The sequence below is a fragment of the Desulfovibrio legallii genome (assembly GCF_004309735.1).
Taxonomy (GTDB): Bacteria; Desulfobacterota; Desulfovibrionia; order Desulfovibrionales; family Desulfovibrionaceae; genus Desulfovibrio; species Desulfovibrio legallii.
The window spans coordinates 69,966-83,338 of the sequence record NZ_SIXC01000004.1 but is presented as its reverse complement, the minus strand read 5'-3'; the positions used below and the strand labels follow the sequence as shown (position 1 = coordinate 83,338).

The following is a 13,373-nucleotide window of genomic DNA, read 5'->3' as shown; positions in this document are numbered from 1 at the left end:
TTTTCTGGTGCTCCAATATATCAAAAAAAGCCGCAAAAAAATGCAAATTTTTTTGAGGGTCATGCCCAAAAAACCGCCGAAGACAGCTTTCCGTCAGGCCTCTGCAGCAGATTTGAGGATTTTTCTCCTGCAAAACGGGGTATAGTTACCGTGGACTAGCGCTGGCCGCAAGGGGCGTCAAAGCGGAATTTGTCGCCGCAATCCTCGCAGGGCACGGGGTAGTCGCCGGTAAAGCAGGCCAGACAGTAATCGTCCGGACGACTTACGGAACCCAGCAGGCCTTCTACGCTCAGATAGTGCAAAGAATCCGCGCCCAGACTGCTGGTTATCTCCGGCAGACTGTGCTGGGCGGCAATGAGTTCGCCACGCGAAGAAAAGTCTATGCCATAGTGGCAGGGAAACTTCACGGGCGGACAGGAAATGCGGATGTGCACTTCTTTGGCGCCCAGTTCGCGCAGTTTTTTCACCCTGGTGGTCATGGTGGTGCCGCGCACGATGGAATCGTCAATAATGCAGATGCGCTTGCCTTCGATCATTTCGCGCACGGGGTTTATTTTGACCCGCACGCCAAAGCTGCGCATGCTCTGGGAAGGTTGGATGAAGGTACGGCCCACGTAGTGGTTGCGGATCATGGCGTGTTCGTAAGGCAGACCGGAACGCTGGGCAAAACCCAGAGCCGGATATACGCCGGAATCGGGGAATGGCATGACGTAATCCACCTCTGGAGTGGATTCTCCCGCCAGATTCCAGCCCATTTTTTTGCGGCAAAGGTAGACCTGCTCGTCAAAAATATAGGAATCGGGCCTGGCAAAATAAACCAATTCAAAAATGCACTGCCGCCTGCAGGCGGGGGGCTGGCCCAGCAAACGGTCGCTGTGCACACCGGTCTGGTCTACAATGACGATCTCGCCCGGGTCCACGCTGCGCTCGTATTCGGCTTCCAGCAAATCAAAGGCGCAGGTCTCGGAAGCAAAAACCACGCTGCCGTTTTTGCGCCCCATAGCCAAGGGGTGGAAGCCAAAAGGATCGCGCACGGCCGCCAGCACGCCGTCCATCATGACCAGCAGACAGTAGGCCCCGCGCACGCGGGCGCAGGCCTCCTTGATGGCGCCGGGCATATCGTTGTGGCGCAGGGCGCGCACCAGCAGGTGCATAAACACTTCCGTATCGTTGCCTGTGGCAAAGATGGCCCCTTCGTCTTCCAGATCCTGACGCAGCTGCCCGGCATTGACCAGGTTGCCGTTGTGGGCCAGGGCCACGTCGTGGCCTTTGTAGCGCACCAGAAAGGGCTGGGCGTTGGCGCTGACCGAACGGCCCGTGGTGGAGTAGCGCACATGCCCTACAGCCATGCGCCCGGTCAGGGCCTGCAGGTCCGCTTCGTCGAACACGTCCGGCACCAGCCCCATACCTTTGTGCTCGTGCACGCCGTCGGCGTCACAGGTGACAATGCCCGCGCTTTCCTGCCCCCGGTGCTGCTGCGCATAAAGGGCAAAATAGGCCAGGCGCGCTGCCTCGTCATGATCATAAATGCCGAAAACGCCACATTCGTGCTTGATCATACACTGTTACTTCTTCATTTTCCCGCGCAGGTGCATAATCCGGTTGTCAATGACCGGGGGGTTGGGATACGCGTCCCGCGCAAGTTCAAACTGTTTCAGGGCTTCTCTGGTTTTGCCCAGTTGTTCCAGAGCGTCCGCCAGCACATAGCCCGCCAGCCCCTTCAAAGGCGTGTCCGGCGCGCTGTCCAGAATCTGCTGCGCAAGGTCCGCAGCCTCCTGCCAGCGTTGCCGCGCCACGTTCTGGTCCGCCAGATCATACGCGCAAAGCAGGGTTTCCTTTTCCGCCACGGGCAGGGCCAGACACTGCTGCAGGGTGTCTTCGGCCGCGTCAAAGCGCCGCAACTTGAACTGCATGCCCGACAGCCTGCGGTACCCTTCCACGCTCTGCTCCGGAGAAAGACCAGCCAGGCCTACATAGGCATTCCAGGCGTCGGCCGCGGCCTCGTGCCGGTGCAGGCTTTCGTTCACTTCACCCATGCGCCGCAAAATCACGGCAGCGCGGGCGTCGTTGTCCATATATTCCTCAAGCATGGTTTCCAGCAGCTCCAGACTGGCCCTGGGTTCCTGCCCCGCGGCGTTGACCACCTCCAGCAGTTGCCGCCAGGCTTCCCAACGCTGATCCGGGTTCTGTTCTTCCCGCAAAAACCGCTCCAGCAGCCGTTCGGCCAAAGACCAGTCCTGTCGGGCCACGGCGGCGCGGGCCTCCGTGAGATCGTCTCCGGTCAGATCCCGGTTGCAGCCCGTCAGCAACGCAAAGCCGCACAAAACCAGCAGCGCCCACAAAACCTGCCGAACGGGGAGACCCGGCGCGCCGACCGACCCTGCCCTCACGAGCTAGTTCTCCCCATCTCCGGGTTCGCTCTGCGGCGCTTGCGGCGTGCTGCCATCCGCAGCGGGATGTTCCGCCATGGCGGGGGCGTCGTCCATATCCTCGCTCACATCGCGCCCGGTCTGACCGCCCTCGTCCACACGGTCAAAGCCCACCACGCGCGCGCCTTCGTCTAGGCGCACCAGCATGACGCCCATGGTGGCCCGGCCCTTGCTGCGCACGTCTTCCACCCCGATGCGCACCACCTTGTTGGTGGAGGTGAGCAAAATGAGGCCGTCATTGTCCCGCACGGGCATGGCGCCCACCACATGGCCGGTTTTGGCGGTCACCTTGAAGTTGATAATGCCCTTGCCGCCCCGGCTCTGAACGCGGTAGAGCTTGACGCTGGTGCGTTTGCCGAAGCCATTGGCCGAAATGGACATAATTTCCGTGGTCTGGTCCACATCCTTGAGGATGACCCCGGCCACCACCGCATCGTGCCGCCGCAGGGCAATGCCCTTGACGCCCGTGGCCACGCGGCCCATAGACCGCACGTCCTGGCAGGCAAAACGGATGGCAAAGCCGTCGGCCGTGACCAACACAATATGACTGTTGTCGCGGATGGAGCGCACCACCACCAGTTCGTCATCCTCACGCAGCCCCACAGCCATAAGGCCGGTTTTGCGGCAGCGGGCGTAGAGCGAAGCCGAGGAGCGCTTGACCATGCCGCGCTTGGTGATAAAGAGGAAGAACTTGTCTTCGGCAAATTCCCGCAGGGCCAGCACCGTGGTGACCCATTCCCCTTCCTCCAGCGGCAGCAGATTGTTGATATGCACGCCCTTGGCCGTGCGGCTGCCCTCGGGCACCTGGTGCACCTTGAGCTGGTGCATGCGCCCCTTGTTAGTAAACAGGCAAAGATACTGGTGGTTGGTGGTGGTGAGAAATTCCTGCACATAGTCGTCTTCCGACGTATGCAGGGCCGCAATGCCCTTGCCGCCGCGCTTCTGCTGCTGGTAGTTTTCCAGCGCCGTACGCTTCATGTACCCGCGCCGCGAAAGGGTAATGACCATTTCGTCGTCCGGAATCAGGTCCTCAATGTCTATGCTGTTGAGGGCCTCGCGCAGCACTTCCGTACGCCGGGGCGTGGCAAAGGTATCGCGGAGTTCCGTAATCTCTTTTTTAAGCTCCCCGCGCAGCACTTCCGCATTGTCCAGCACAGACTTATAAAACTGGATTTTCTGCAGCAAATCCTTGTACTCGGCCATAAGCTCATCGCGCTGCAGGCCCGTGAGCCGCTGCAGACGCATATCCAGAATGGCCCTGGCCTGTAACTCTGAAAGTTCAAACCGGGCCATCAAGGCCGCCCTGGCTTCGTCCGGATTGGCCGAAGCGCGGATCAGCGCCACCACCTCGTCAATATTGTCAATGGCTATGCGCAGGCCTTCCAGAATATGGGCCCGGGCCTCGGCTTTTTCCAGATCATAGCGCGTGCGGCGGATAACCACCTCGCGCCTGTGGTCCACAAAGCAGGCCAGCGCTGTCTTCAAAGTAAGCAGCTGCGGCCGGTTGTCCACCACTGCCAGCATGTTGATGCCGAAGCTCGTCTCCAGCGGCGTGAACTTGTACAGGGCATTGACGACCAGATCCGGAATGGTGCCGCGCTTGAGGTCAATAACCACGCGGATGCCCTTACGGTCCGATTCGTCCCGCAGGTCGGAAACACCGTCGATTTTGCGGTCGTTGACCAATGCGGCGATCTTTTCCACCAGAGAGGACTTGTTCAGTCCAAAGGGGATTTCGCGGATAATAATGGCCTGCGCGCCCTTTTTGCGGTCTTCAATTTCCACCCGGCCGCGCACCTTCACCGTGCCGCGCCCCGTATGGTAGGCGTCGTAAAGACCCTTGCCCGCATAGACAAAGCCACGGGTGGGAAAATCCGGCCCCTTGACAAAATCCATGAGGTCGTCCACCCCGCACTGGGGATTGTCCAGCAAATAGAGCAGGGCCTCGCAGAGCTCGCCCAGATTGTGCGGCGGAATATTGGTGGCCATGCCCACGGCAATGCCCGAACTGCCGTTGAGCAGCAGGTTGGGCACCTTGGTGGGCATGACCGCCGGTTCTTGCAGGGTATTGTCGTAGTTGGGCCGGAAATCGACGGTGTTTTTATCGATATCGTTCAAAAACTCCTGCGCCAGACGCGACATGCGCACTTCTGTGTAACGCATGGCCGCCGGGGCGTCGCCGTCAATGGAGCCGAAGTTGCCCTGTCCGTCCACCAGGGGATCGCGCATGGAAAAATCCTGCGCCATACGCACCAGAGCATCGTATACCGCCGAATCGCCGTGCGGGTGATACTTACCGATCACATCACCCACAATGCGCGCCGACTTTTTGTGCGGCCGATTGTAAGCGTTGGAAAGCTCGTACTGCGCATACAAAATGCGCCTGTGCACAGGCTTGAGACCGTCGCGCGCGTCAGGAATGGCGCGTCCGATGATTACAGAAAGCGAATACTCCAAATAGGACTTGCGGAGCTCTTTCTCAATACTGACTTGCTGCTGCGTTTCTGCCACTACAGGCCTCGCTGCTTGATAATTGCAATGCTTTTTATGGGAGAGAAGCCTTTTTTAAAAAAGGCTCTTCCTCCGCAATTCTTAAATATCCAAATCGTGCACAGCCAGGGCGTTGCGCTCGATAAACTCCCGGCGGGGTTCCACGCGGTCGCCCATGAGTTCTTCAAAAGCGTCGGAGGCTTCATTGGCGTCTTCCACAGAAACCTGAAGAAGCACACGGTTTTCAGGGTTCATAGTGGTGACCCAAAGCTGTTCCGGGTTCATTTCGCCCAGGCCTTTATAGCGCTGGATATTGATGCCCTTGCGGGCTTCGTCCAGCACCATGCCCATGAGGGCAAAAAGGCTTTCCGCTTCAGCTTCGCCGTCTTTACGACGCAGGCGGAAATTGAGCCCGCCGCATTCCTGGCGCAGGTCGTCAAACATCTGCCAGGTCTGGCGGTAGAGGCGCGAGTTAAAAAATTCCATACCGCGCCTGGTGTGGTGGCCGCCGGAATTTTCAAAGACAGCGAAGAGGCGCTCCTCTTCGTCTTCGCTCTGTTCCCGTTCCAGAGTAAGCATATAATCGTGTTCGTTGAGCCACCGGAGCAGGTCTTCGTCCTTGTTCTGGAGCAGTTCCGGGTCTATCTGCCGGGAATAGGTGACCAAGGTGAGGAAGAGCTCGCGCGGGTTGCCGCCCAGTTCCGCATCGTTGATGCGGTTTTCCAGCTTTTCAATGCGCTCCATGAGCTCCACCATGACCTTGCCGCTGTAAACCTTGCCGTTGGCGGCCAGCACAGCCACGTCTTCACTCACGCGGGAAAGCAGAAACTCGTTCAGTTCCGGGTCATCCTTGATAAAGCGTTCCATGCGGGAATTGTGCACGCGGTAAAGAGGCGGTTGGGCAATGTAGACAAAGCCGCGCTCCACCATTTCCTGATACTGCCGGAAAAAGAAGGTCAGCAACAGAGTGCGGATATGCGCGCCGTCCACATCGGCATCAGTCATGATGATGATTTTGTGGTAGCGCAGCTTGTCCAGATCCGTGTCTTCTTCGCCAATGCCCGCGCCCATAGCCGTGATGAGGGCCTTTACTTCCTTGTTGGCCAGCATGCGGTCAAAACGGGTGCGCTCGGTATTCAGAATTTTGCCGCGCAAAGGCAAAATAGCCTGATTTTTGGGGTTACGGCCCTGCTTGGCCGAACCGCCTGCGGAGTCGCCCTCCACGATAAACAATTCAGATTCGCCGGGATCTTTGCTCTGGCAGTCGGCCAGCTTGCCGGGCAGGGCGTTGTCTGAAAGCGCTCCCTTACGCCGCACCAGCTCCTTGGCGCGGCGGGCCGCGTCGCGCGCACGGGCGGCGTCCACGGCCTTGTCGATGATCAGGCGGATATCCTTGGGGTTTTCTTCAAAATACACATTGAGGCGGTCGTAGACCACACCGGCCACCAGGCCGGCCACTTCGCTGTTGCCGAGCTTGGTCTTGGTCTGGCCCTCAAATTGGGGTTGGGGCAGCTTGACGCTGACCACGGCAGTAAGGCCCTCGCGCACGTCATCGCCGGAAAGGGCCGTGTTTTTCATTTTTTTAGAAAGATCCGGCTGGCTCTTGATGTAGGCGTTGATGGCGCGGGTCAGGGCCGTGCGAAAGCCCACCAGGTGGGTGCCGCCTTCCTTGGTGCGGATGTTGTTGGCAAAGGTGAGGATATTTTCTTTGTAGCCCGCATTGTACTGCAGGGCAAAGTCCACGGTGACATTGTCCACCATGCCTTCGCCGAAAATAATGGGGTGAATGCCCTGTTCGCCGGAATTGAGGTCGCCCACAAACTGCCGGATACCGCCTTCGGCGTGAAACATGTGGTTTTCACCGGTACGTTCGTCCACGCATTCGATGGTCAGGCCCTTGTTGAGATAGGCCAGCTCTTCAAAGCGTTTTTTGAGCGTCTCGTAAGAAAACTCCAGGACTTCAAAAATTTCTTCGTCCGGCCTGAAGGTCACGGTAGTGCCGTGACCTTCCACGCCCTCGCTGATGACCGCAAGCTCATCCTGCGGCACCCCACGGGAATAGTGCTGCCGATAGCGCTTGCCGTCACGCCGCACAGTGACGGTGAGCTCTTCAGAAAGAGCGTTAACGCAGGACACGCCCACGCCGTGCAGACCGCCGGAAACCTTGTAGCTCGAATTGTCAAACTTGCCGCCGGCGTGCAGCTTGGTCATGACCACCTGAACGGCAGGCACGCCTTCCTTGGGATGGAGGTCCACGGGAATGCCGCGGCCGTCGTCCCGCACGGTAACGCTGTTGTCCGCATGCAGAATGACGGTAATGTGCGAACAATAGCCCGCCATGGCCTCGTCAATGGAGTTATCCACCACCTCATAAACCAGATGGTGCAGGCCCCGCCCGTCCGTGGAGCCGATATACATGGCCGGGCGCTTGCGCACGGCCGACAGGCCCTCAAGAATGGTGATGGAAGAGGCGTTGTAGCCGCCGTTGCCGGAGGTGTCAGGAGCCATTAAACGTCTTCCTCACTGTAATAGGTCGTTTCAGAAATGCGCATGGGCATGATGATGACCGTATAGTCCGGGTCTTCCGCACCGCGGATGCCGCAGGGGCCTTCCGTGCCGGTAAGCAGCATCTCTACCTTGGCGGAAACAAAATGCCCCAGAATATCCAAAAGATTGCGGGTAGGAAAGGCAATACGCTGAATATCGCCCGTGTAGCTTACTTCCAGGCTTTCATTAGCCGAACCCACGTCCTGGCCCTGGGCGGAAAGCTGCACTTCCGCGGCGCTCAGGTCCATGTAGGTGCAGCGGTCGCTTTCCGTATTAAAAATGAGGATGCGGCCCAGGGCCTCCATGAGCTCTTTGCGATCCAGGCTCATGGGCCGCATGCTTTCGTCCGTAAGGCGGCCAAGAAAAACATTGTAGTCCGGATACTGGTGACCGGCCCGGGGCAGACTCAGCGTTTCATCGCCGTTGACCGTGCGCAGATAAAGGCGTTTGTCCGTGAGGTTCAGCTCAATTTCGTCCACGCCCAGCCATTTTTTGATGTCCTGTAAATACTTTTTCTGAATGAGCATGCCTTCCTGCGGCAGGCGGGCGGCCAAGTCATCGTGGGTAAAGGAAACCAGGGCAAACTGGTGGCCGTTGAGCCCGCAGACGTCAATACGGCCATTTTCCTGCGGCTTCATGCAGAGGCAGGCAATGGCGTCGCGGCTGTCGTCATCGTCAATGCAAAAAGAAACCTTGTCCAACACGTCCTGCAGAAAATCCCCGGACCAGGCCACGGCGTTTTCTTCCGGAAAGGCAGAAACATTCTGAAACCATTCCGCCCCGCTCACGGGCAGCTTGTAGCTGCGCCGACCCTGCTCCAGGTGCAGGTTGCCCGAAGCCGCATCCAGAGAAAGGCGCAGCAGACCGCCAGGCAGCTGGCGCACCAAGTCCACAAAGGCGCGCCCCTGCACGCCCACCAGGCCGGGTTCCTCCACTTCCGCAGGATACCGGCCCGTAAATTCCAAGGTGGCGTCCGTAGCCATCACTTCCAGACGGCCGTCCTCGGCCTTGAGCCAGATGGAGCGCAGATACTGCGTGCCGGCTTTGGCAGGAAGAATAGCTGCGGCCTTCAGCAGACCTTCGATGATCTGCTCTTTGTTTACAGTAAGTTTCATAAAATTTCCTTACTTGTTATTAGGGCTGTCAGTTTGTGCGTAAGCCATATAACAACTGACAATTATTTATTTTTTTTGGAACACTCCACCGCTCTGGCCAGGAACGGAAGGCACAATTTGCGCGGCTGTACTTGTTTTTTTCCTTTCAGGGCAGCTTTGCTTCCACCTTTGTCACCAATTGCCTGACGCTTTTGTCACTAACTAAAAGTTTGTTAATTTTTTTAATGGCATGGATGACAGTACTGTGGTCTTTTCCGCCAAAAGCCCGGCCAAGTTCCGGGTAGGAGAGGCCCAGTTTGCGGCGGCAAACGTACATGGCCACCTGCCGGGCCAGAACCAGGTCCGGCCTGCGTTTTCCGGTCAGGGTCTCTTTTGGGTCAAGATTCAGGGCAAAGGCCACTTCATTAATAATTTCCCGGCAGTCCGGAGTTTTGTCCACCAGGCCCGTGCGCACGATATTTTCCAGGTCCGTGCGGGTCAGGGTGCATCCCTTGACGGTGGCAAAGGCCTCCACCTTGAGCAACAGCCCCTGCAGCAAACGGAACTGAGTGCAGCGCTGGGCCAGAAAAAGCAGCTGGTCGCGGGTGAGGCGCAGGCCGCGCTCCTTGCAGCTGATCTGCAGATAGCGCAGGCGCACGTCCAGGTCCGGTTCCATAAGCTCCACCACCAGCCCGCTTTCCAGGCGGGAGCGCAGACGCTCGTCCAGGGCTTTGAGGGTTTGCGGCCTGCCGGAACAGGCAAAAACCATTTGCGGAGCGGCGCCGACGTCTGAAGTCGTAACGGCCCGGGGGCAGGCGTCCATACAGACGATAAGTTTGTTTTGCCAGGCCGTTTCATTGGTAATATCCTGAATATCGTCCAGCAAAAGAACCTGGTAGCGCTCCCAGAGCAGTTCCGGCTTGCGGGCCCAGGCCGGATTTTCGGTACAAAAGCGGGCTGCATCGGCGTGCATTACTCTGGTTTTGCCCCAGATTCTGCTGAGCATGGCGGCCATGGCGCGTAAAAGCTGACTTTTGCCCGTACCGCTGCGCCCGCAAAGTAAAAAGGGGTTATAGCTGCGCCCCGCGCGGCCTGCGGCTATCTGGCGTGCCGCGGTAAGGGGAAAAGCGTTTTTGTTGTTGCAGAGAAAAGCCGTAAAAACGTCTTCTTCCTCTTGGGCCATGCCGTTGGTTATGGAAGCGGCGGTTTCGTTCAGCGGCCTGTATTCTTGAAATTCATGCCGGGCGGCCGGCGCGTGCGGGGCAGCGTGCTCGTAGACAATGGCAGGGTTGTTGCCCGCGGTAAAACAGCGTTTGCAGACCTCTTCAAACAGTGCCTGTTTGTGCTGGCCGAACCAAAGTGCGAAATATTTGTGGGGAAAGCCCACCCGCAGAATATCTTCCTCCTGGCGCAGGGTAAGGCACTCCAGCCAGGTTTCCCCGGCCAGAGCCGGATGGCGCGCCAGTATATCCCGCAATGATTGTTTTAACATACGATGGTCGGGCCCTGCCCGCGGCCCTGCGCAAAAGTCGTGTTTTTCCTTTGTCCGCACGGCGTCGGTCTGGAAGAACAAAGATAGCACATAGCATAGAAGAAGTCATGAAACAAGTGTGTGCTCTTGTGGCCCCTTGCAGCCTGCGGGAAGCGCTGGGCCGCACAGTGCCGGGCTATGGCGTTTGGATCGGCATAAGGACATCTGGACAAGGGTTTTTGATGCGGGTATGCTGCAACGATGTGGTTCCCCAAGAAAAAGGTCTGGCTGGTACTGGCGGCGGCTGTGGTTTTGCTGGCCGTTGTGCTGGTGCGATACGCCGGCCAGCGGCCGCAGATTCACAAGACTGCCGTATCAGAGGCAGTGCAGGATGCGCCCACTTCATCGGTCCCTGCACAGAATGAGGAAGGGCCGTCGGAACAGCCTGCAGAAGCGCCGGAGGGGGCAGCCAGACCTTCGGCGGATGCTGCCGTGTCTGCTGCCGATTCTGAGGAAAATGCCGCTGCAGCCGCGGATGCTGCGGCCGACGCTGCGGACGCGGGGGCTGCGCCGGGGGAAGCTGTGGTGCGCGGCACCCTGGAAAAAGGGGATACGGTGGGTAAGCTGCTGGCCGAGGCGGGCAGCGACGGCGCACAGGAATATGTGAGCGCCGCCCGGCGGGTGTTTTCCATGCGGGCCTTCCGTGAAGGGCAACCCTATGTCATTGTCACGGATGCGGGTACGGGCCGGGTCAAGCGGTTTGAATATGAGATCGACAGCCGCCGCCGTCTGGTTGTGGAAGGGCAGGAAGCGCCTTCCGCCAGGGTAGAGGCCATTGAATACGTCACCTTGCTGAACACGGTAACGGCCACCATCACCGACAACCTTTTTCAGGCCGTGGCGGATGTGGGCGAAAGCCCGCAAATGGCCCTCAGGCTGGCTGAACTTTTTGGCGCAGAAATCAACTTTATCCGCGATCTGCAGCCAGGAGACAGCTTTTCCGTCCTGGTGGAAAAACGCTACCGCGATGGCGACTACAAGGGCTATGGGCGCATTCTGGCCGCCCACTTCACCAACAAGGGCAGCACCTACGAAGCCTACCTGTTCCACGACGGCGATAATCCCGCCCAGTACTACAACGCCAAGGGCGAAAATCTGCGTAAGACTTTGCTGCAGGCCCCTTTGGCCTTTACCCGAATTACCTCCCGCTTTACAAACAGCCGGAAACACCCCATCTTGGGGTATAGTCGTCCCCACCAGGGTGTGGACTACGCCGCGCCCACGGGCACGCCCGTCAAGGCCGTGGGTCGTGGGGTGGTTACGCATAAGGGCTGGGCCGGGGGCTATGGCAACCAGATTATAGTGCGGCACGGTTCCGGGCTGGAATCGCTGTATTCCCACCTTTCTGGGTTTGCGCGCGGCCTGCGTAAGGGGCAGAGCGTGCGACAGGGGCAGGTTATCGGCTTTGTGGGCAGCACCGGGCTTTCCACCGGGCCGCATCTGGATTTCCGTCTACGCCAGGGGGGCAAATTCATTAATCCGGTCAAGGCCATTAACCCTCGCGGCGCGCCGGTGAGCAAAAAATCCTTGTCCGCCTTTCACAAGGTGATGGAACAGGAACTGGCCTATCTCAATGGCGAACAGTCGTTGGGGCTTTACACGGTGGACAGTCTGGTTCCGGAAGCTCCCGTAGTCATCAGTCAGGATAAGGACGCCGACAAAGAGCCGCAGCGGGATAAGCCGCGCCGCCGGCATCGCTGAAGTTGTCTTTAGAGCATTTAACACTTAAAATGCTCGATTACTGCAGGCAAAAGCCTGCCTTCTCGCATTTCGTGGCAAGGATTTTCAAGAAAATCCTTGCAGAGCAGTTAGCTCATTTCATTCGTTAACTGCTCTAGGAAGTTTCGGCTTTAATTACGCGGAATTTCCATCTTCGGAGGACGTATGACCGTCTTCGTCCCCATGACAGGGCTGACACTGGTGTTGCAGAACACGCCGCCGGACAGCACCGAGGTCATCGGTTTTTATCCTTCCATCATCAATGACAGTACCGCAGCTGCGGATGAGCTGCTTTCTCAGGACAGCGCCACCTCTTTTATGCAGACCCAGTGGCGTCTGGCTGCCGCCAATATTCTGGGTATTGGGGTAGTAGCGGGCGGCTGGGCGTAGGGAGATCTTTATTTTTCAGTCAGGGTAGGCCCGGCGCGGTTCTGTGGGAGAATGGGGTTTTTTGAAGGATGGGGTGTGGGGGGAAGGGAATTTTTGTGCACAAAAGTTCCCTTCCCCCACAATACACGATGTTTACTGCATATCCGTAAACAAGCGGGTAGACATATAGCGTTCGCCGGTATCGCAGGCGAAGGTAACGATGTTTTTACCCTGCATTTCCGGTCTGGCGGCCACGCTGAGGGCGGCGCGGACGTTGGCGCCGGTGGAGATGCCGGCCACGACGCCCTGTTTCATGAGCTCGCGGGAGGTTCGCATGGCTTCCTCGCCGTCGGCGAGGATGATTTCATCCAGCAGGGTGCGGTCGAGGATTTTGGGAATAAAGCCCGCGCCGATGCCCTGGATGAGGTGGGGTGCGGCCTTGCCGCCGGAGAGTACGGGCGAGGCCGCAGGTTCCACGGCGATAACCCGGAAGTTTTTGATATGTTCTTTGAGAAAACGCCCGGTGCCGGTAATGGAGGATCCGGAGCCCACGCCGGCCACCAGAGCGTCCATGTGGCCCACGCTGTCTTTGAAGATTTCCGGCCCGGTGGTTTTGTAGTGGGCCTGGACGGCTTCAGGGTTGGTGAACTGGCCGAGGATGCAGCCGTCTTCAGCGGCGGCGATGCGTTGGGCTTCGGTCACGGCGCCGCTCATGCCTTGGGCGGCGGGGGTGAGGACGACGGAGGCTCCTAGGGCCTTGAGCAGGTTGCGGCGTTCTATGCTCATGGATTCCGGCATGGTCAGGATGCAGCGCAGGCCGCGCACGGCGGCCACCAGGGCGATGCCGATGCCCATATTGCCGCTGGTGGGTTCTACCAGCAGGCCGCCCGGTTCCACTTTGCCTTCCTGCAGGGCGTCTTCAATAAGATGGAAGGCTACTCTGTCTTTGATGGACCCGCCAGGGTTGCGGTTTTCCAGTTTGAGCCAGACAGTGCCCGGCAGATCGCTGGAGCGCTCCACGCGCAGCATGGGTGTATTGCCGATGGTTTGAAGAATTGTGGTCAGCATGGTGAAGCCTCGCATTGCGTCAAAGGCGGCGCGCACGCCGCCGAAAAATTCGGGATTGCTTTACATTGGACGTTTTTTACCCGAAACTTGAAGGGTAGAATAGAGGAAAGCGTCCGCCTTGGCAAT

At 58.5% G+C, this 13,373-nt stretch carries 9 protein-coding genes; 2 read left to right on the top strand and 7 right to left on the bottom strand.

Features of this window, described 5'->3' with window-relative positions:
- Nucleotides 1-155: 155 nt before the first annotated feature.
- From purF to EB812_RS03970, 6 genes are all read right to left on the bottom strand, one after another.
- On the bottom strand, nt 156-1,559 hold the full coding sequence (purF, locus tag EB812_RS03995) for an amidophosphoribosyltransferase (protein ID WP_118229343.1): 1,404 nt from the start codon (nt 1,557-1,559) through the stop codon (nt 156-158).
- Between the two features lie 6 nt (nt 1,560-1,565).
- Nucleotides 1,566-2,342 carry a tetratricopeptide repeat protein gene (locus tag EB812_RS03990; RefSeq protein ID WP_242621185.1) on the bottom strand — a complete coding sequence of 259 codons (777 nt, stop codon included), beginning with the start codon at nt 2,340-2,342 and terminating at the stop codon, nt 1,566-1,568.
- A 51-nt stretch (nt 2,343-2,393) separates the two neighbouring features.
- Entirely contained in the window at nt 2,394-4,940 is a 2,547-nt protein-coding gene (gene gyrA, locus EB812_RS03985; protein ID WP_130957846.1) for a DNA gyrase subunit A, read from the bottom strand.
- Between the two features lie 81 nt (nt 4,941-5,021).
- Nucleotides 5,022-7,427, bottom strand: a complete 2,406-nt coding sequence (gene gyrB / locus EB812_RS03980; protein ID WP_118229340.1) for a DNA topoisomerase (ATP-hydrolyzing) subunit B — start codon at nt 7,425-7,427, stop codon at nt 5,022-5,024.
- Nucleotides 7,427-8,581 carry a DNA polymerase III subunit beta gene (gene dnaN, locus EB812_RS03975; protein WP_118229339.1) on the bottom strand — a complete coding sequence of 385 codons (1,155 nt, stop codon included), beginning with the start codon at nt 8,579-8,581 and terminating at the stop codon, nt 7,427-7,429. The genes gyrB and dnaN overlap by 1 nt, the downstream gene beginning before the upstream one ends.
- 145 nt (nt 8,582-8,726) lie before the next feature.
- Nucleotides 8,727-10,052 (bottom strand): helix-turn-helix domain-containing protein, encoded by a 1,326-nt coding sequence (locus EB812_RS03970; protein ID WP_118229338.1) that lies wholly within the window; start codon nt 10,050-10,052, stop codon nt 8,727-8,729.
- Nucleotides 10,053-10,292: 240 nt separating this feature from the next.
- Here EB812_RS03970 and EB812_RS03965 point away from each other — a divergent pair, with 240 nt between their 5' ends.
- Together EB812_RS03965 and EB812_RS03960 are read left to right on the top strand one after the other, a co-directional pair.
- Nucleotides 10,293-11,792, top strand: a complete 1,500-nt coding sequence (locus EB812_RS03965) for a M23 family metallopeptidase (RefSeq protein ID WP_130957845.1) — start codon at nt 10,293-10,295, stop codon at nt 11,790-11,792.
- Nucleotides 11,793-11,975: 183 nt separating this feature from the next.
- A complete protein-coding gene (locus EB812_RS03960) occupies nt 11,976-12,200 on the top strand; it encodes a hypothetical protein (protein ID WP_118229336.1) in 225 nt (74 codons plus the stop codon).
- A 132-nt stretch (nt 12,201-12,332) separates the two neighbouring features.
- On the opposite strand, the gene cysK is transcribed toward EB812_RS03960, so the two are convergent.
- A complete protein-coding gene (cysK, locus tag EB812_RS03955) occupies nt 12,333-13,247 on the bottom strand; it encodes a cysteine synthase A (RefSeq protein ID WP_118229443.1) in 915 nt (304 codons plus the stop codon).
- Nucleotides 13,248-13,373: the final 126 nt, after the last annotated feature.

Excerpts from the sequence above, each read along its gene's own strand:
- dnaN (WP_118229339.1), bottom strand. The coding sequence starts at position 8,581 with ATGAAACTTACTGTAAACAAAGAGCAGATCATCGAAGGTCTGCTGAAG.
- EB812_RS03970 (WP_118229338.1), bottom strand. The coding sequence starts at position 10,052 with ATGTTAAAACAATCATTGCGGGATATACTGGCGCGCCATCCGGCTCTG.
- EB812_RS03960 (WP_118229336.1), top strand. The coding sequence starts at position 11,976 with ATGACCGTCTTCGTCCCCATGACAGGGCTGACACTGGTGTTGCAGAAC.
- purF (WP_118229343.1), bottom strand. The coding sequence starts at position 1,559 with ATGATCAAGCACGAATGTGGCGTTTTCGGCATTTATGATCATGACGAG.
- cysK (WP_118229443.1), bottom strand. The coding sequence starts at position 13,247 with ATGCTGACCACAATTCTTCAAACCATCGGCAATACACCCATGCTGCGC.
- EB812_RS03965 (WP_130957845.1), top strand. The coding sequence starts at position 10,293 with ATGTGGTTCCCCAAGAAAAAGGTCTGGCTGGTACTGGCGGCGGCTGTG.
- gyrB (WP_118229340.1), bottom strand. The coding sequence starts at position 7,427 with ATGGCTCCTGACACCTCCGGCAACGGCGGCTACAACGCCTCTTCCATC.